Source organism: uncultured Gimesia sp., from assembly GCF_963976445.1.
GTDB lineage: Bacteria > Planctomycetota > Planctomycetia > Planctomycetales > Planctomycetaceae > Gimesia.
Map to the genome: position 1 here is coordinate 1 of NZ_CAXBKP010000004.1, position 19,918 is coordinate 19,918.

The following is a 19,918-nucleotide window of genomic DNA, read 5'->3' on the forward strand; positions in this document are numbered from 1 at the left end:
TAACAGGAAGCAGGCTTGCATCGAGGGGGAAGTCTCCACCTCAGGCACCCTCATCATCGTAAATGGTGAGGGTGCTTTTTTTGTGATTATGATGTGGGAAAGAAGTCTGCTAAATTTACCACCGTTTCTGTACGAGCAGAATAGTCCAGCGCATTCAGAACCCGTTGTGTGTTGATCCCCAGGTCAGGCCATTGCTGTTCCAATCGACCAGAGCGAATGATATCGCTAAAATGATTGATCATGCAGGTTTCCTGTAAGGGAGCCTCAGTCTCGTACTTGGTAGCATTGCCAAATCCATCATTGACGGAAAAGGCAGGTTTCTTGTTTTCCCAGGGGCGTGTGAAATCATCACAGACCAGTGAGCCTTTGGTGCCAGCCAGTTCAAACCATTTCCGCATACTCACGTCAAACCCACAATCAAACGAAGCAATTCGGTTTTTCGTGAACCACATAATGCCGGAAAAGTTATAGTCAACATCGTTATAAGGACGCGCGGTGCCGAACACTTTTTGGGGAAGTTCATTGAATGCCCAGAGTGCGGCGCCGATGCAATACCAGCCGAGGTCTCCGAGCGAACCGCCACCGAGATCGCGCTGCAGGCGTAAATCATTTTCTGGGACATCATCCCAGCAGAATGTGAATGAAGAAGTGAAGCGACGGTGTTCTCCCAGTGCATCACTTCGAAGCATCTTGAGCATTTGATGAGCGCGGGGATGGTGATACCACATCACGCCGTCCATCAGTTGGACCTGGTTTTCCAGACAGACGCGTCGCATTTCTCTGGCCTGATTGACATTTAAGGCCAACGGTTTTTCACAGAGAACATGTTTGCCGGCTTTGGCAGCGCGAACCGTCCATTCGCCATGCATTGAGGGGGGGAGTGGGATGTAAACCGCGTCGATGTCCGGATCCTGCAGCAGTGCTTCGTAGCTGCCGACGCTTCGCTTCGCACTGTGTCGTTGTGACCAGTCGGCAGCTTTTACAGCGTCACGACTGGCGATACAGGTTAGTTCTGCATTATCAGCCTGATGAATTGCAATGCTGATTTTTTCTGCAATACGAGCTGTGCCCAGGATTCCCCAGCGTACAGTTCGGTTTGAGTCTTTCATAAGATGAGTTCCAGTGAGTTATGAAATATTATTTATGAAAAAAAATTGAAATCTTCAAACCAGCTTGTTATCGTTATATATAGAGCAGCATATCTATAATTTGAATCCATTCTTTTGTCTTTCAATATTTTTGCTCAATATCACAGACTTTCAAAGCTCTGTAAAGTGATCGTCGTTCAGTTGACCTGTCAGAATTGAAGCCGCGCTCAAAGAAGCAATCATTTTTTAACACGCTGAAGTGCCTACACACGTTTCTTGTGTGCAGGCCTTGAACATATGCCCGCTGTATTAATGCTGGCATTGAACAGTAATTCCAAATCATTACGTGTATGAACTGGTAAATCTGGTAGACAGGAGTGGAAAATGACCAAACGAATACAGTTTCTGGCGATTGCGGGTATCATCATGTTCATTGGTGGAACATCGATTGAACCGGTAAAGGGAACTCCTAAAAAGAGTGTGATTACGACCCTGACCCTGAGGCCGGATGCGCCTCAGGTGAACCTGTTTGAGGGGATCAAGCAGGCAACACTCTCTGCCAGAGTCTTTCCAAAAAGCGCCTATAGCTCGTCGGTCTTCATTACCAATCTGACAACAAAACCACTGACAGTGAAAATCCCGTCCGCCGTTTCTTCGGTGCATATTCTGGCGCAGGTTGATCCGGGTAATGGTTTCTTGCAGGGACTTCAGGGGAATCAACAACCGCAGGCCGGGGATAGTCAGGCAGTGGGTGGGAATTTGTCACCGGTGGGGAATAACCAGAATTTTGACTTCCAAGGCCTGTTTACCATTCCTGCCGAAAAAACGGTTCGTCTGAAATTGCGGTCTGTCTGTCTGGAACATGGAAAGCCTTGTCCTACCAGTTTGAAGAAATATGAGTTAAGGCCCATTGAAACAAAGGTCAAAGACAAGGCTCTGGTGTTATTGCTGAAAAAGTTCAATCCCCGCAGAGATGACCTGGAAATGATGCAGGCCATCGCCTGGCATTTGGGCAGTCATATGGATTGGCAGGAGCTGGCCAGTAAAAAGAAGAATCGCCACATTGGTGGGGGCGTGCCTTATTTCTCAAGGGCACAATTAATGTCGGCACAAACAGTCGTTGAGCTGGCTCGAATTGAATCTAATAGAAAGCCCGCATCGCAGCAGGGATCTCAACTCTATTCGAACTCAAAAACCGAACTTGATCCGACTTCCATTTTAAGTAGAGCGAGAGGAAATCGTCGCTAAATCAAAACAGGGGTATTCTTTTCAGGAATACCCCTGGATATTTTGAGAGCAAAACGGAACGCTGTTAACGCGAAAGTGGTTTGAACTTGATGCGATGAGGCGAGTCGGCGTCATTACCGAGTTCCTCATGACGTTTGGCTTCGTACATTTTGTAGTTACCTTCGAACCAGCGGACTTTGCTGTCCCCTTCGAAGGCGATGATATGCGTGGCCAGTCGATCTAAGAACCAGCGATCGTGGCTCACAACAAGTGCGCAACCACTATAGTGCTCCAGGCCTTCTTCCAATGAACGCAGGGTTTCCACATCCAGGTCGTTTGTCGGTTCGTCCAATAGTAAAAGGTTTCCACCAGAACGCAGTAGTTTTGCCATATGCACGCGGTTTCGCTCACCGCCGGAAAGTTCTCCGACCAGTTTTTGTTGATCCGCGCCTTTGAAATTAAAACGGCCGACGTAAGTTCGGGCATGAATACTGGACTTGCCGACCACCAGGTGTTCGTGTCCTTGTGAAATCTCTTCGTAGACCGTTTTTTTCGGATTCAGTGAATCACGGCTCTGGTCTACATACGAAAGCTCAACCGAGTCTCCTAGTTGTAAACTCCCACTATCAGGTTTTTCCTGTCCCAGGATCATTTTAAAGAGCGTCGTCTTACCGGCACCATTCGGACCGATGACACCCACGATGCCTCCCCGTGGTAATTCGAAAGTGAAGTTTTCGAATAACAGCTTATCGCCAAAACCTTTTGTCACATTTTCTGCAACAAGTACCCGACTTCCAAGCGGTCGTGAGATCGGGATCTGGATATCAGACGCATCGTCCTGTTTTTCGTAATCTTCGGCGGCTAATTCTTCATAACGTTGGATACGGGCTTTGTTCTTGGCCGCCTGAGCTTTCGGCGACATGCGAACCCATTCCAGTTCCCGCTTGAGGAATTTTTGACGTTTGGATTCTTGTTTTTCTTCGACCGCCAGACGTGACTGTTTCTGTTCCAGCCAAGAGGAATAATTCCCTTCGAACGGAATGCCTCTTCCTCGTTCCAGTTCGAGGATCCAACCGGCTACGTTATCCAGGAAGTAACGATCGTGGGTGATCGCGACAACTGTACCAGCGAAGTTATGTAGATATCGTTCCAGCCAGGCAACCGATTCTGCATCGAGGTGGTTTGTAGGTTCATCGAGCAGTAGCAGATCGGGATTTTGCAGCAGAATTTTACAGAGGGCGACGCGGCGTTGCTCGCCACCGGACAGGCTGCCGATAACCGAATCGCCGGGTGGAACGCGCATCGCATCCATGGCAATCTCCAGAGTTCGGTCGAGTTCCCAGAGATTGGCAGCGTCAATCTGGTCCTGCAGGGTGGCCTGTTCTTCGATCAACTTTTCCATTTCTTCCGGAGAAGGATCTTCAGCGAACAGCATGTTGACTTCGTTATAGCGATCGAGAATCGCCTTTGATTCGGCAACTGCTTCTACGATACATTCATCAACTGTCTGGTTAGGATCTAAATCTGGTTCCTGTTTGAAATAACCGATTTTAATATTCTTGGCGGGTCGGGCATCGCCTGAGAAATTGGTATCTTCACCTGACATGATTTTCAGGAGTGTACTCTTACCAGCACCATTAGCCCCCAAAACCCCGATTTTAGCGCCGGGCAAAAACGAAAGCCAAATGTCTTTCAGAATCTCCTTCTGTTCGTAGACTTTGGTGACGCCTTCCAGTTGCATAATGTATTGTTGTGCCATGTTTCAATCTCGTGTCCGACTGGACTTAAACTTTCTGTGACTAAACGATTATTCGTATGCATTTCTTCAAACCACAGGCTGAAGAACTCTATCTGGCTCTAGGAAAAAACCAACATTTCACTTGCCGCCTACCATAGCTGGACATTCTGCACAAGTCACTGGAAACAGGGGGGCTACTCAGTGAATTCTTCAAAAAACTCTGGGAAATGGGGCCAATTCTGACAATTTCGCTGAGGACTTCTTCGAGAGTGACTTGCTCAGATTGGAGAAAGCTCTAGTGCCTACACTTTGCCAGGCTGGAATACCGGCGGTTGGGTGTCCTTTATATTATTACCATAGTCAGCGGGAAGTGAAGCCCTTTGTCGCGGAAAAATCAGACTGATGTTCTGTTCTATCAGTCCTTCAAATCAGAGTCTGGTACCGATTTACGTTTCAGGATAATGAAATAGCCGTTCGTCTGGTCTGGGATCAACTCCCATTGATCGGGATGGTTATGATATTCAGGAATCTGATCAGGGGTTTTGATTTCGCTGTAGGGGTGTTGTGTGTCGATTACGATAAAGTCTGTATCCGCGGGCACTCCCGACTGGTACTCGTTGACTTTTCGCCGGTAGTTGCTGTAGTCGTAAGAGCGTGCCTGGTGTGTGAAGCGAGGATGCACGAAATCGGTCGACGCGACTTTAGCGTCAGGTGGGATCAGTGATACCACTTTTTCAAATTGTCTGGCACGTTCGCCGGGGATGTAGAGACGCTGCCAGTGCCAGGCTGAACCGGAATCCCAGAAAACCAGTCCTAAGGGGCTCAGGCTGAAGAAGATGCCTGTCGAGATGGCTGAGGACCAGAGAAAATGTGTGGCAAATGTTTGTGCTGTCGTTGATTTGATGTACCATTTCCAACGTTCAATAAACGCCGGGATGTTGCCGATACCGACTGCCGCTGCCCAGCAGAGAATGGGGACAATCGGCGCATGAAAGTGATGGCGGGGATCGTGGGCTAATTCATTAAGACAAAGTAAACCAAAAATCGGCGCCGCCACCAGGATTCGGCTCGGCGAAAACAGAGGCAGAAAACCTAAAGGTACGATCAGCGCCAGGCCATAAATGAAGGTTTCGGGCCGAAACAGTTCGCCCAGCAGAAGTGCCGGGTTGAACAAAATATTCTGGACTACCTCACCGAGTGAGTTTCCGAATTTGCTGAAATAACCAACGTAATGCACCTGTTCCCCGCTGCGAAACCAGGGGATGGCGACTTTAACAACGAACGCCAGATAAACGACCGCAAACAGTGAAAGGCCGATACCCGGGGCAACCGTTTTTAGGAAATTTGGTTTGGTTATGGCACTTTCCTGTCGCCGTATGCACCATTGCTGCCAGGCAATCCAGAGTCCCAGCGGGCCGAGAATGATGGCATAGTCTTCTTTGGCGGCTAATGTGAGGAACAGGAGTACGACTGCCGTTTTCCAGCGTTTCAACTCGATCGCTTCAAGAGCGAACAGCATGAGGGGCACTCCAAACGAAATCGGGCGAAACGTTTTCAGGTCGATGGCGATATCGAGGAACTGCAGTGGAAAATAACATAAATAAGCGGCGACGATTGCTTTGCCGACGGTCATTGAACGACTGTGACGCACGGCCATGCGATACAGGGGAATCGCTCCCATGGCCAGGGCCAGTGTTTCACACAATTCCAGCATCAAGTGTGAAGGCCAGATCAAGTATAGCGGCAGTAAGAACAAGTGGATGAACTGAATGTGTTCGCCCCAGAAGAGGCCTTGATCCAGATAGCTGCGAAAGCCTTGTCCATGCGATACATTCCAGAGGTGTTCTTCGTACATGGCAGAATCGCCGTGCGGCAGCAGTAAGCCTTCATACAACCGCCAGTTCATGAAGGTAAACAAGGTCACAAACAGCCCCATCATCAACCAGGTAGAAAAGGGGATTCCTATCTTGCGGGGCTCTTTTGCCGCTGCTGATCCCAGTTCTGAATCCAACGAGGAAACGGGGAGCAGCGACGAAGCAAAGGCGGCCATCCAGCCTGCGATGGTTATAGAAAACCAGAATTGAGACGTTGCCAGCAACAGACTTTCCGCACCAGTCCAGCCAACAATGAAGGCAGTGATTCGCAGGATTTCCCAAAGGCCTGGGAGAAGCCACCAGCGATATCCCTTCCAACCCCACTCCGCTAATGCAATTTTATATGATCGGCGGTTTATTTTAGAAATCAGCAACGCGCCACAGACCCAGGTGCCGATGGCGGCAATCATCAGGTAACCCATCAAAGGGAAAAATGGAATGATCGCGGATCGCGTTGCCGGTTCGATCTGACCGGACCAGGCCTGGATGAGGCTTTGCCACAGATCGGAACTGACGTATAAGGTGGCAATATCCAGATTGCTGAAGAGGGATTGCACCGCCAGTGTGACCGTACCACTTCCCAGCAGAACGCAGAGTAGCCCGTAGGCGAAACTCCGGCTGTCAAATTGGGATGGGGATGTCGTTTTTTGATTCATGAATTTCGATCTGGATTCCGGTTCACACATAGTGATGGTGACAAGATAGGCGATTGAGATTACGAATTTTAGAGAAGAAAGCTGAAAAGAATCTGGTTTGGGTGAAAAAATTTGGGGTATTGCTACAATAGCTCGCAGGAACCCATCATTAAACAATATTCTAAATGGTTTTCCTCAAGCAGGGAAGCATTACAGGTTTGACCATGAAACATTCTGATGAGCAGATTCGCGTATACTGCGCTGGCCCATTATTTAATCGATCTGAACGTGAAGAAATGACGGCGATCGCCGATCAGTTAACAAAAAACGGATACCAAGTCTATTTACCTCACCGGGATGGTATGGAGTTTCGTCTGGTGCTGGATGTGCTCGTGGAACGGAACTGGGATACGCCGACAGCAGCTCAGTTTTTACATGAAGCCATTTTTGCCCTGGATGTGTATCAGCTTGTTGAAGAATGTGAGGCGATGGTCTGGAATCTGAACGGTCGAACGCCTGATGAGGGGGCTGTTTCAGAAGCAGCCATGGCTTGGGTTTTGGGAAAACCCTTAGTAGCGTATCAGGACGATGTCCGTTCTCTGATTCAGGGACGCGTGAATCCGCTTCTGGTAGGCATGGTGGATTTTGCATCAGTTGATCAGATTGATTTGATTCCCAATGCCTTGTTGGATGCGATTCAGGATCAAGGGCTGCGCCCATCGGTTCAAAGTACGCTGTTACCAATGAAAGTGCAACGGGCGGTCCAGGCGGGGCGCGTCTTGTGGGAAGCAATGTGTTCCGAGGGGGCACAGGAAGATAACGAGATGATAGCGACAGTCGTAGAAGAGTTATTTGCTCCCAACGATCGCTCAACCCTGCTGGCCTGAACCGTAACACGAACATCGTAACACTGAATGATGCTTTATGAACCATCCTTATGTTGAGATACCTGAACTTTCGAATTTACAGTCAGGCAGCGGTCTGGTTCGCATTCCATATCAGCAGGATGTCCCTTTTACGAAACGCGTGCAGTCGCTGGTCGATACGTCAGAGTTTCGCCGATTGTCGCATATTACTCAGCTGGGGTTTTCGGCACAGGTCTATCCCGGCGCAACGCATACCCGGTTCGAGCACGCGTTAGGCGTTTACCATAATGCGCTGCAGTATCTGTGGCAGTTGGGAAAAGATGCCCGGTTTGCTGCGATCATTGACGTGCATACGGCTGAGGTGCTGATTGCCGCGGCGTTATTACACGATATTGGTCACTGGGCTTTCTGTCATTTGATTGAAGACATGTCATTGGAAGGGATTCCTCGTCACGAAATGTTCGCGCGGGAATTTTTATCAGAGGGCCACGAACTGGCAGGCATCTTGAAGTCCGAATGGGGAATTGAGCCGGAAGAGGTTCTGGATATTCTAGTACCACGCTCCGATACGATAGAGATGCGCCTGGTTCGATCGATTTTATCCGGACCCATTGACATCGATAAAATGGACTACCTGGATCGGGACAGTCTGCATGCCGGTGTGCCTTACGGCCGTAATTTTGATAAGAATCGTCTGGTCCATTCGCTGATGGTCAATGAAGCCGGCGATGGACTGGCGATTGGTTCGAAAGGAAAAACCGCGGCGGAGTTGATGGTCTTTGCCCGGTATGTCATGTTCAGCGAAGTCTATTGGCATCATGCAGTCCGTTCTGCCAGCACGATGTTTGCCCGCGCGTTTTACCATCTGTATCCGAAACTGGATCTGACCGAATATTTTAAGTTAACCGAGGCAGACTCCATTGCTGTCTTACGCGCAGAGGCAAAGGGGACTGCATGCGAACGGCTGGTTGAAGGCATTTTTAGTACGAAACGTTTATTGTATAAGCGGGTCGCTGAATTCAGCTTCTATGAATCGGCTGATGTGTTTGAGCTAATCGCGCATCAACCGGTCTCTTCACTCGTCACTTGGAGCGAGAACCTGGCGAGACGGCTTGCGCAGCGTTTGAATCAAACGGTCGAGTCGACTGATATTCTGATTGATGCACCGCCCACGCATCGTGAAGTGGAGTTTGATGTCGAAATTTATTCTGCGCGCGAAGAAAAATATCAACCACTGCATATTGTATCACCCGTCATAGATACGCTGGCTCGGAAACAGTTTGATGATTTTGTTAAACGGGTTCGTGTGTTTGCGCATCCCGAAATTGCCCGTCAGTGCGCTGAAATGCAGGATTTTGAGAAACTGCTGGTGGAATCTGTTCAAGAGTCATTCTGACCAGAATTGCCTGAAAAGGCTGTTATTCAGTTTCAAGAATGCTAAAATCAAGTGATACACCGTTCCGTTTTGAAATAGTTCGATAAAGTTGGTACTGAAGATGATGCGAAATTCAAAACACAGTGAGGGAGTTTTATTTGCTCTGATGGGAGCAGTTCTACTGCTTGCTGTTGGCTGTGGCGGAGCGGAGCCTGTCGTGCAACAACCTCAGAGGACACAGCGAGACACATCGAATTCTCAAATGCGTGCGCCAAAATTGAAGTCCTCGAAATCGACCATTCGTAAAAAGAAAAAAGCGAAACAACCGGAGTTGGCAGGCAATCCTGATGACATGTTTGAAGTCGTGGATTATATTCACAATTTCGAAATTAAAAAAACAGGTGTTGCAGATCAGTCCGATGAGCAGGTCGCCGTCATTTTTCCAGACAAACCAGAAATCAATTCAACAACCTTTACCGTTGTCAAAACCGACACGCAAGCGGAACAGGCTACTCCAGACTCATCCTTCGAATTGCCCAAACGATTTTCCGCTGTCAAAGAAGCCGGATATTCTTCACAAGGGCTGCCGAAACGGATCCTTTGTGAGCATGATTCTAGTGAGATGGTGTTAGTTCCTGCTGGGATCTCGGTGCAGGGCAAGAGTAACGGGGAGAAGAATGCGGGACCGGAGTTCACGATTTACCAAGATGCATTTTATATTGATGTGCATGAAGTGACGCTTGAGCAATATCGTCGTTGGCGTTCGGAAATGATTACCGCAAAAGGCAAGATTCCCGAACCCGCCGGTAATGACAGTCAGCTTGCCAATTTTCCCGCGATGGGGGTCTCCTATACTGATGCTTTGAATTATGCACGGACCATGGGAAAGCATCTGCCGCACGAGACTCAATGGGAAAAAGCGGCCCGAGGTGAAAGCGGTTTTCTGTATCCCTGGGGCAATGGGCGTGCATTATGGCACAAAACACGTCAGCCAGGACAAATTGATCCGGTCGGAATGTTTCCCGGCGACCAAAGTCCGTACGGTGCAATGGATCTGGCCGGTAATGCACGCGAATGGTGCGATGACTGGTACTCCGAGAATGCCTATCAGGCTGCGCTGTCTCTATCTGATGCCGGGGTGGTTCGTGGCTGGACTGGTCCCAAACGATCTGTTGTTCCCAGTATGCGAGTGGTGCGTGGAAATCAAAAATCCTGGGAAGTTTCGAAACGGGTTGGCGAAAATATGCGGAAACCTCCTGTTGATGTCGGATTCCGCTGCGTCCTGAATCTCGCCAATGCCCCCAACGCTGATACGGAAAAATCAAAACCAGCCAGCTCGTTTTGATTCACACTTTTTAAGTGTCCACTCTGTGTTTCCGCTCATTCTCCCTGAGTATGTCGTGGCTCGGCTCCCTGTAAATCTCGGTAAAGCAACTACAGCAGACTAATTAGGTCTTGCTGTTGGTCTTGCCAGGATAGTATAACAGGGCTAATAATTAGCCTGGCTAATGAATCAGGGGCGTTTCACTCCAGAGGAGGAACTGATGTTGCAATATGACTTTGAAGAAAGTGTGGGTTATTGGATCACCATTACGTCACACTTTTATCAGGATGCGTTGAATCAGGAATTGGAGCCGTATGGGATTACGTTTCGTCAGTTTCAGGTCATAGGCTGGTTGGTTTATGAAGGACCACTTTCCCAGGTGGATTTAGCCGAACGAATGATGATTGAGCCGCCGACGCTGGTTCGCATTCTGGATCGCATGGAGCGGGATCAATGGATCAAACGCGAGAGTGATCTGGAAGATCGACGCCGTAAGGTCGTGAAAGTGCTGCCGGAAGCGAAGCCGGTCTGGTCACAAATGGTGGCCTGTCTGAAGCGACTACGAAAAAAAGCAACACAAGGTATGACAGCAGATCAGGTCGAGACTTTAAAGTCACTATTAAAGCAGGTGCAGGAAAATCTGGGAGTGACCATTTCAGAATATGAGACAGTTTAAAAGAGAACGCATTAGAACTTCTGCAGTCATTACTGCGGTCAAACACTTAATATGACGTTGAGGAAACTTATGAGATTAGCAACCAGTCTTGTTGCATCGATTTGTGTGTTTGCTCTGTATTCAGGGCCACTCATGGCACAGCGGGGCCCGGCGGCTGTCGCTGTGGCAGAAATTGTAGAGCGCGAGACCGCATCGGGGCAGATGTTTGTGGGAACAGTCTTGCCGATCAAACGCAGTTCTATCGGAAGTGCTGTAGGTGGCCGGGTTGCCGAGTTTTCGGTCAATGAAGGTGATTTTGTTCGTGCGAAGCAACCACTGGCACAGTTATTGACGAATACGATCAATCTCGAAGTTGCTGCGGAAAAAGCCGAACTGGACTTTCGGAAACATGAGCTCGCAGAGCTAGAGAATGGTTCTCGCCCCGATGAAATCAGAAGAGCGAAAGCACTCATGCAGGCTGCGAAGGCAGACAGCGAGTATCAGCAGAAACGCCTCAAACGTCTGGAATCGCTATATGCCCGTAAAGCCGTCAATGACGATGATATTCAGCAGGTGGTTTCGGAATCGATTCGTTCAGAAGAATTATTTCAGGAAGCATTGGCCGCTTATAACCTGGCGGTTGAAGGCCCTCGCAAGGAGAAAATTGCACAGGCAAAATCCCAGGTCGCCATTCAACAGGCGCTTGTAGATAAACTCGAAAGTCAGGTCGTCAAACATACGATCATCACCCCCTTTGATGGATACGTAGTCGCCGAACACACAGAAGTCGGACAGTGGGTCAATTCGGGAGAATTGGTCGCTGAGGTGATCGCGCTCGGCGAAGTCGATGTCCAGGTTCAGGTTCTGGAAAATCATGTGCCACATGTACGACTAGGCATGGAAGTCCGCGTAGAAGTCCCCGCAATTCCAGATCAGGTCTTTACCGGAACGGTTGTGTTAATCGTTCCTCAGGCAGATGTCAGATCACGTACATTCCCGGTCAAAGTGCGAATTAAAAATACGATTACCAAAGATGGTCCGTTGTTGAAATCAGGAATGTTGGCGCGGGCCATTCTGCCAACCGGTCCCCAACAAAGGGCACTCCTGGTTTCCAAGGATGCGCTGGTTCTGGGAGGCCCCACTCCCATGATCTATGTGGTGGAACCGAGTTCCGATAAAAAAAATCAGGGGAAAGCCCGTGCTGTTCCCGTTCAGGTAGGCGTGGCCAATGGACGACTGATCCAGGTCAAGGGAAATTTAAAAGGTGGTGAGCATGTTGTCATCCGGGGAAATGAGCGCTTACGACCGGGACAGGATGTGGTGATTACCGAGATTCTGTCACCCGATGCAGAGCCCAAAGCCAAAGCGATTTAAATAAATGGTTAAAGAGGAAGTCCAATGAATTTGATTAATGCCATTGTGCACAATCCGGTAAAGGTAACCGTAGGTGTATTAATGACCGTTTTGTTCGGTCTGGTGGCACTCATCCGCATGCCGATGCAACTAACGCCCGAGGTCCAGAGGCCGACGATTACCGTAGAAACGCGCTGGCCGGGAGCCAGTCCGCAGGAAGTCGAACGTGAGATTGTCCTGGAGCAGGAAGAGCAGCTGAAAAGTGTGGAGGGTATTACCAAACTGAGTTCGGAAAGTGCCGATTCCAAAGGCTCGATCACGCTGGAGTTTCTGGTCGGCACGAATATGGATGAAGCATTGCTGAAGGTGAATTCCCGTCTGCAGCAGGTACCGGAATATCCGGAAGACGCAGACCAGCCTATTATCAGTACTTCGAATGCCGCAGACCGACCGATTGCCTGGTTCATTCTTAGCAGTCGTCTACCGTCTGATGAAAAAATTGTGGCATTTCAGAAAACACATCCTGAAATAAAAGAAGAGTTGGATGTGATTCGCAATACTCCCAATCCTGGGTTGGCGATGTTGCGGCTGAGGCTGTTAGCCGAAGAGCACCCCGAAGTCAGAGGGGGCATCTTACCCGAAAAAGATGTCGAAGTCACAAAATTGCGCCGTTTTGCGGAAGACGAAATCGAAGCACGTTTCGAACGCGTCTCGGGAGTTTCCCAGTCAAATGTGTTAGGGGGGCTGGAAGATGAACTGCAGGTGGTGGTCGATTCTGAACAACTGGCAGCGCGGCAGCTAACGATTGCCGATGTACGGCGTGTATTACGTGGACAAAATGCCGATACATCCGCAGGCGATTTTTGGGAAGGTAAACGACGCTGGGTCGTTCGTACCCTGGGCCAGTTTCGCAATATAGAAGAAGTGGAAAATCAGTTGCTGGCGGTTCGTGATGGTGCCCCGGTTTATGTTCGGGATGTTGCGGAAGTCCGCTTGGGATATAAGAAGCCCGATGGTCTGGTGCGACGGTTTGGCGAATCGAGCATTGCGGTGAACTGCGTGCGTGAGACCGGAGCCAACGTGCTGGATATCATGGATGGTTTGAGAGAAGCCGTCAATGATATTGATGAGCATGTTCTCAAACCGCGTGGTCTTCAGTTGGTACAGGTCTATGATGAAACCGATTATATTTATTCGTCTGTCGATTTGGTGAAAAATAACATCTTCATCGGTGGGGCGCTCACGATGATTGTGTTGATGTCGTTCCTGCATCTGGGAGTGCGCACTCTGCTCGTCGTGCCGTTGATCGTTATCACGGCAGTCGCAGCGACGTTTATCTCTCCCTGGTTTTTCGCGGTTAGTCTGGCCTTGATTATCGGATCAGGGTTCTGGTTTGCCCGTGGGGCGCTGGTGGTGGGACTGGCGATTCCCACCAGTATCATCGGTACGTTTTTGATTTTAGGTGCGATGGGGCGATCATTAAATGTGATCAGTCTGGCCGGTCTGGCGTTTGCCGTCGGGATGCTTGTCGATAATGCCGTGGTCGTTCTGGAAAATATATTTCGACGTTATTCTCTGGGAGAATCACCGTTTCATGCGGCGATTAAAGGGACACAAGAAGTCTGGGGGGCCGTATTGGCGTCAACACTGACGACGATTGCGGTCTTCTTACCGGTTGTCTTTATCGAGGAAGAAGCAGGCCAGTTGTTCCAGGATATTGCTTTAGCCATTAGTGCTGCTGTCGGCCTTTCGCTGGTTGTTTCAATGACCTTGATCTCAACCGCGTCCGCACGTCTGCTGCCTAAACGAAAGGGGCAGGATATCGAAGATGTTCATGTCGCACATCAGGCAAAAGATCAGGCGGAGGAGACTACGAAAAAGAACTGGTTACATCGAACACTGGTAGAACCGATCGAGTCAGCAGGCGCGGCGTTTGTGCGCATGGTTGTGGGCGTGAATCACTGGATTCAGAGTGGTTTGCTTCGACGAGTGCTGGTGGTGGGAATATTGGTCGGCGCTGCGGTTGGGGTGAGTTGGCAGTTATGGCCTAAAGTGGAATACCTGCCGACCGGGAACCGCAATTTGATTTTTGCGATTCTCCTGCCTCCCCCCGGATACAATCTCAATCAGTTAATGGAACTGGGGGAGAGTGTGGAAACCGATTTACGGCCTTACTGGGACATTGATCCTAATAGTGAAGAAGCAAAAAAACTGGACTATCCGGTGATTGGCGATTTCTTTTTCGTTGCTCGGGGACGTCAGGTCTTTATGGGGATTCGTGCCTTTGATTCTCAACGCGTTGGTGAATTAATTCCGCTCGTTCAAAAAGCTGGCATGAAACTCCCCGGTACGTTTGCGGTGGCGAAACAATCCAGTTTGTTCGAACGGGGATTGACCGGCGGTCGCACGATTGAAGTCGAAATCATCGGGCCAGATTTACAAAAACTGGTTGGTATGGGAGGACAGGTACTGGGGAAAGTCAAGCAGATGATTCCGACCGCGCAGGTTCGTCCCATTCCCAGCCTGGATCTTTCCAGCCCGGAAATTCATATCGAGCCCAAACTGACTCAAGCAGCGGAAATGGGAGTCAGCAGCACGGACCTGGGTTATACAGCAAATGCATTGATTGATGGTGCATATGCCGGCGACTATTATCTGGGCGGCGATAAAATCGACCTGACAATTATCGGAGAGTCTAAACATATTCAAAATACGCAGGATGTCAAAGCGCTCTCCATAGCAACGCCGATGGGGGCCCTGGTGCCTTTGGAAGCTTTGGCCACTGTGGAAATTACCAGTGGCCCAGAGCAGGTCAATCACCGCGAGCGTCAACGCGCGATTACGATTGAAGTCTCTCCCCCTGAAGAAATGGCATTGGAAGATGCCATGAGTCAGATTCAGTCGGAAATTGTGCAGCCGATGCGAGAAAGTGGCCAACTGGCGGGTGGCTATCGAATCGTGTTATCGGGAACCGCCGACAAATTACGAGATACCTGGGCGGCACTGGAGTTCAATGTGCTGCTGGCGCTGATGATTACCTATCTGTTAATGGCGGCCTTGTTTGAATCGTGGTTATATCCCTTAGTGATTATTTTCAGTGTCCCATTAGGAGCCGTTGGTGGAATTCTGGGGTTGAGTGTCTTGAATCTGTTTATGCTACAGACACTGGATGTGCTCACCATGCTGGGCTTTATCATTCTGATTGGAACGGTGGTGAATAACCCGATTTTGATTATTCACCAGTCCCTGAATCATATTAACGAAGACCATATGACGCCACGGGAAGCGATTCTGGAAAGTATTCGTACCCGAATTCGACCGATTTTTATGACGACCACAACCACAGTGCTTGGTTTATTACCGCTGGTCCTGTTTCCAGGGTCGGGAAGTGAATTATACCGCGGACTGGGAAGCGTGGTGCTCGGCGGGCTGATTGTTTCTACTTTGTTTACGTTAGTGTTGGTGCCGACCTTATTCAGTTTGACAATGGATGCCAAGCAGTGGGGCTTGAATTTGCTAAGGCCTGGTGTGGTGAAACAGACGAGATCGAGTCCACCTCCGGTAGAAGTAGAAAAACAGGAGAGTGCCACAGTTTAAACTCTGGACAACAGTGAGCGGGTATCGCTGTGTCTGTTTTAAGAAGCCATCCCTGTTCTGCAGAATGAAAGTGTGAGTATCTTGATTCGTGTCATCAGTATCATCTCGATACTTCTGATCTTGGGGCTGGCGGTCTATTTTTCAGGACTGTTTGTGCCGGATCCCGACGCCACTTTGCAAAGGGCTTCATATGCGTTCCGTAACCAAAACGACCAGGAAGCAAAACGGCAGATAGAGAAACTTCTGAAGATCCCCTCGCATCAAGTGGCAGCGGCCATGCTGGGAGCCGAAATTGCTCTCAAATCAGGCGATTTCACCGAGGCGATTCGTTTTTATGGCTATGTACCCGATGATGCCAGTCGCGAATCGTTGAAAGCCCGGACACGTTCGGGCGACTTGTATCTATTCCAGTTAAAGCAACTCTCTACGGCGCAAAACGAGTTTCAACGGGCACTCCAGTCGTTTCCCGATGATGTGACAATACTGCAACGTCTATCGTTTATTTATGGACTCACGTCGCGCAGCTGGCAAGCCGTTCCCTTCCGATTGAAACTGCTCCAGCAGGAACCATACGATGCAATGCTGGGATATCTGTTGGCGATGGGAGATCGTTCTCTGGAGAATCCACAGTTACTTACAGAATATGAGCAGGGAAATCCGAACGATCCGCTGGTGCAACTCGGGCTAGCGCGGCTGGAAGTCGATCAACAAAAGTATGTCGCGGCCAAAATACGGTTGCAAAAACTAATTTCTGCTCAGCCTGAATTAAGCCAGGCACAAGCGCTATTAGGTAAAGTCCTGCTGAATGATGGCGAATCAGGCGAATTTACGGGCTGGCAGCAATCATTGTCAGATCAGGACCGACTGCTTCCAGAGATCTTGGGGATTGAGGGGCAGTGGTTTCAGAAGCAGAACGATCAGCAGTCAGCCATTCGATGTTATGGAGAAGCGATCAAGCGAGATGCTACCAACTCAACAGCCTGCTACCAACTGGGACAACTTTTATTGCAGGATGGGAAAAAGGAAGCCGCCGAACGATTGCTTGATTATTCGAAGCAGCTGCAGACGTACGAAGGGATGGTGAAAGTTGCCTATGGCGACAAAGATCTAGCGGCAGTTCAACAAGCGGTTTTACTGGCACAGGAATCAGGGCTGGTGTGGGAAGCCTATGGTTGGAGTCGGGCGGCCTTATTACTCGATCCACAATCTGACTGGGCCAATCAAGTCAAACAGGAATTAGAGCCCCGGTTGGTGGAACTGAAACTGGTTCGGGTCATTGCCGAAAAAAATCCCGTTAGAGATTTAAATCTGCCGAATTCTCATATGATGTCGGAACAGCCCGTAGTCGCGTCCGGTTCCAGAACAGGAGATGCGCAAACCAGATCAAGCATTTCCTTTGAAGAGGTGACCGCTCGTGCAGGAATCTCCTTTCAATATTTTAACGGCCAGACCTGGCCAGAGAATCAGCATAAAATGTATGAGTTTACCGGCGGCGGAGTCGGAGTTCTCGATTTCAACGCCGATGGCTGGCCTGATTTATATTTGACGCAAGGGGCCAACTGGCCTGTGAATGAACAGCAGAACCGTTATCGGGATCGCCTGTTTCTGAATTCTGGTGACGGGACCTTTCAGGATGTTACAACACAGGCTGGATTGAACGAAACTCGGTTCAGTCAGGGGGTGTCCATCGGCGATGTGAACAATGACGGGTTTGCTGACATTTATGTCGGTAATATCGGTCTGAATCGCCTTTACCATAATAATGGAGATGGAACTTATTCCGAGGCACACCAGGCGCAGGGAACCGCGGAACAGTGGACAACCAGTTGTCTGATTGCAGATCTGAATGGGGATAGTGCACCGGAAATCTATGCCGTCAATTATTTGACTGGTGCGGATGTGTTTGATCGCGTCTGCAAAAATGCGGATGGCTCTGAGCGTTCCTGTATGCCCTTGAATTTTCCGGGAGCGCAGGATCAACTCTTCTCCAATCAACAAAATGGACTATTTCAAAACGTCACCAAAACATCAGGGATTCAGGTTCCGGATGGAAAAGGTTTGGGGATTATCGCTGCTGACTTGCATGGCACGGGGTATCCTGATCTGTTCATCGCCAATGACGCGGTTGCTAATTTTTACTTTGTCAATCAAGGCTCCGAAAAGCTGGCGTTTGCAGAGCAAGCCCTGTTATCCGGCCTGGCACTCAACGCAGAGGGGAGGACGGAAGCCTGTATGGGAATTGCCGTCGGCGATGCCGACGCCGATGGTCTGCTGGATCTTTATGTGACAAACTATTATCGCGAAACAAATACGTTCTATCGTCAGGTAAGTCCCGATTTGTTCATTGATGAAACCCAGGCAGCGAACATGTCTGATTCGACCACATACAAGTTAGGCTTTGGAACGCAATTTCTTGATGCGGACCTCGATGGCTTACTGGATTTGTTGATCGTGAATGGACATGTGGAAGATTTAAGAACTGAGGACGTTCCCAATCAGATGCGGCCGCAATTGATGAAGAATCTGGGGCAGGGCAAATTTCAGGAATTGAATTCACCCGGGCACGGCACGTTTTTTCAAACACCAAGACTGGGTAGGGGAATGGCACGGTTGGATTGGAATCGGGACGGTCTGGAAGAAGCCGCGATTTCGAGTTTAGATCAACCCTTTGTGCTGTTAGAAAATTCCACACAAAACCATGGCCATCGTCTGGTCGTCCGTTTGACCGGCACAAAATCCAGCCGGGACGCGATTGGGACGACTGTTCGCGTGAAAACCAAGGGGCAGACACTGGTTCGCCAGTTGACCGCCGGTGATGGGTATTTCGCGAGTAACCAGCGAACGCTGGTCTTTGGTTTGGGAGATGCGGAGCAGATTGATTCACTCGAAGTAATCTGGCCTTCCGGGGAGCAACAACAGTTTGAGGGGGGCGTTGTTGATCAGGAAATCCATTTGATTGAAGGGCAGCCGCAGTTATTCCGTATTCAAGCCCTTAACTGATATCGAATTCTTTTATTCGAAATCGAAATCGATTCCGAGACGATATTTCAACTGATCCAGTTCTTCAATGGACTCATCGCTGGATGAATGAACGTGTTCGGCTTCCGTGATGAATTTCAGATCTGAAATATGTGGAATGCCATATTCTTCCAACGTGTGCTCGAATTGCTCGATTCCCTGACCATACATAATCAGCAATTTATGCTCATCGAACTGGACTTCCAGCGGAATCTGTGGGTTCAGGACAGCAAGCCCGGCACAACCATCATTCAGCAGCAGATCTTCGTAATCGTAGAGCGTACTTTTAAGAACCGGTAAGTCCATGTGCTCGCGGTACAGATCCTGATGCTGATTGTTTGAACCTTCGTGACTGGTTTCGAGTACCACATCGACTTCAGCTCCGAGAGGATCCAGTAGATCCATGAACAGGTCGAATAAAATTTCCTTGGATGCCGACGCCATCAGAACCGGGATTTTAATGCCCGTTTCTTTATCGGTATAAACATCGTGCCGGTAACCTGCCTGTGGTACTACTTCCAGATCATAGGAAGGACGGATTGCGTCCGTCAGCATGAAGTTTCCGTATTTGGCAATATTCAAATGTGTTTCCAATTGATCTTCCGAGAGACTTTCGAAACTGCTGCGTGATTTACCCGCAGAGTTATCTCGATAGGTCGTCTTCAAGAATTTTTTTAAGAATCCCATAGTAAACTCTTCCCCCTCGCACGACAGACAACAATCATGTTGTCGAACAGGCTTGTACCGCCAATTTTGCTGAGTGTTGTAATTTGAATTGATCTGTTGACTTGTCAGTTTGTTCTCAGTTGTTGCCCAGGAACGAACTGGAATCAAAAAAACTCTAGCACGCAAATTGAGGGGAGGCCTGAAGTACTCCAAATCTTGCTCTATTTTTCGATGAGTATGCGTCGGAAGAGCCGGAAGGAGTAGATAAGGTGAGAGTGACAGACAGTTAAAAGGTCCGGTTGTGTGGATCAGGTAAGATGCCGATCAGAATCAGAGGGGATAGAACTGGTAGGATTGTCGTGTTCGCTTTCACCGTTAAACATGACGATGATCAATCGAAAAAAGTCGCAGTTATGAACTGGATATGTGTCGTAATGCTTTTGGTGGTAGTGTGTTAGGCGGTTTTTTTTTGTGGTGGTTATGATGCCATTTATTTATCAGA

At 49.1% G+C, this 19,918-nt stretch carries 12 protein-coding genes; 8 read left to right on the forward strand and 4 right to left on the reverse strand.

Annotation, left to right across the window (positions count from 1 at the left end; translation table 11 throughout):
- Nucleotides 1–86: 86 nt before the first annotated feature.
- Nucleotides 87–1,109, reverse strand: a complete 1,023-nt coding sequence (locus AAC022_RS05970; RefSeq protein ID WP_339728961.1) for a Gfo/Idh/MocA family oxidoreductase — start codon at nucleotides 1,107–1,109, stop codon at nucleotides 87–89.
- A 363-nt stretch (nucleotides 1,110–1,472) separates the two neighbouring features.
- Here AAC022_RS05970 and AAC022_RS05975 point away from each other — a divergent pair, with 363 nt between their 5' ends.
- On the forward strand, nucleotides 1,473–2,336 hold the full coding sequence (locus AAC022_RS05975) for a hypothetical protein (RefSeq protein WP_339728964.1): 864 nt from the start codon (nucleotides 1,473–1,475) through the stop codon (nucleotides 2,334–2,336).
- Between the two features lie 64 nt (nucleotides 2,337–2,400).
- Here the strand turns inward: AAC022_RS05975 and ettA are convergent, their stop codons facing one another.
- On the reverse strand, nucleotides 2,401–4,074 hold the full coding sequence (gene ettA / locus AAC022_RS05980; protein WP_339728967.1) for an energy-dependent translational throttle protein EttA: 1,674 nt from the start codon (nucleotides 4,072–4,074) through the stop codon (nucleotides 2,401–2,403).
- A 394-nt stretch (nucleotides 4,075–4,468) separates the two neighbouring features.
- Entirely contained in the window at nucleotides 4,469–6,583 is a 2,115-nt protein-coding gene (locus AAC022_RS05985; RefSeq protein WP_339728970.1) for a DUF2079 domain-containing protein, read from the reverse strand.
- A gap of 203 nt (nucleotides 6,584–6,786) precedes the next feature.
- On the opposite strand from AAC022_RS05985, the gene AAC022_RS05990 reads away from it, so the two are divergent.
- From AAC022_RS05990 to AAC022_RS06020, 7 genes are all read left to right on the forward strand, one after another.
- On the forward strand, nucleotides 6,787–7,449 hold the full coding sequence (locus AAC022_RS05990; RefSeq protein ID WP_339728972.1) for a nucleoside 2-deoxyribosyltransferase: 663 nt from the start codon (nucleotides 6,787–6,789) through the stop codon (nucleotides 7,447–7,449).
- A gap of 37 nt (nucleotides 7,450–7,486) precedes the next feature.
- On the forward strand, nucleotides 7,487–8,824 hold the full coding sequence (locus AAC022_RS05995; RefSeq protein WP_339728976.1) for an HD domain-containing protein: 1,338 nt from the start codon (nucleotides 7,487–7,489) through the stop codon (nucleotides 8,822–8,824).
- A 100-nt stretch (nucleotides 8,825–8,924) separates the two neighbouring features.
- A complete protein-coding gene (locus AAC022_RS06000) occupies nucleotides 8,925–10,148 on the forward strand; it encodes an SUMF1/EgtB/PvdO family nonheme iron enzyme (RefSeq protein WP_339728978.1) in 1,224 nt (407 codons plus the stop codon).
- 199 nt (nucleotides 10,149–10,347) lie between these two features.
- Nucleotides 10,348–10,803 (forward strand): MarR family transcriptional regulator, encoded by a 456-nt coding sequence (locus tag AAC022_RS06005; RefSeq protein WP_339728980.1) that lies wholly within the window; start codon nucleotides 10,348–10,350, stop codon nucleotides 10,801–10,803.
- 69 nt (nucleotides 10,804–10,872) lie between these two features.
- On the forward strand, nucleotides 10,873–12,156 hold the full coding sequence (locus tag AAC022_RS06010) for an efflux RND transporter periplasmic adaptor subunit (RefSeq protein ID WP_339728983.1): 1,284 nt from the start codon (nucleotides 10,873–10,875) through the stop codon (nucleotides 12,154–12,156).
- A gap of 24 nt (nucleotides 12,157–12,180) precedes the next feature.
- Complete coding sequence (locus AAC022_RS06015; RefSeq protein WP_339728986.1) at nucleotides 12,181–15,732, forward strand: efflux RND transporter permease subunit; 3,552 nt, start codon at nucleotides 12,181–12,183, stop codon at nucleotides 15,730–15,732.
- Between the two features lie 72 nt (nucleotides 15,733–15,804).
- The gene (locus AAC022_RS06020) at nucleotides 15,805–18,732 is read left to right on the forward strand and encodes an FG-GAP-like repeat-containing protein (RefSeq protein ID WP_339728989.1); all 2,928 of its coding nucleotides are present in this window, start codon (nucleotides 15,805–15,807) and stop codon (nucleotides 18,730–18,732) included.
- A 12-nt stretch (nucleotides 18,733–18,744) separates the two neighbouring features.
- On the opposite strand, the gene AAC022_RS06025 is transcribed toward AAC022_RS06020, so the two are convergent.
- Nucleotides 18,745–19,437, reverse strand: a complete 693-nt coding sequence (locus AAC022_RS06025; RefSeq protein WP_339728991.1) for a hypothetical protein — start codon at nucleotides 19,435–19,437, stop codon at nucleotides 18,745–18,747.
- Nucleotides 19,438–19,918 lie beyond the last annotated feature (481 nt).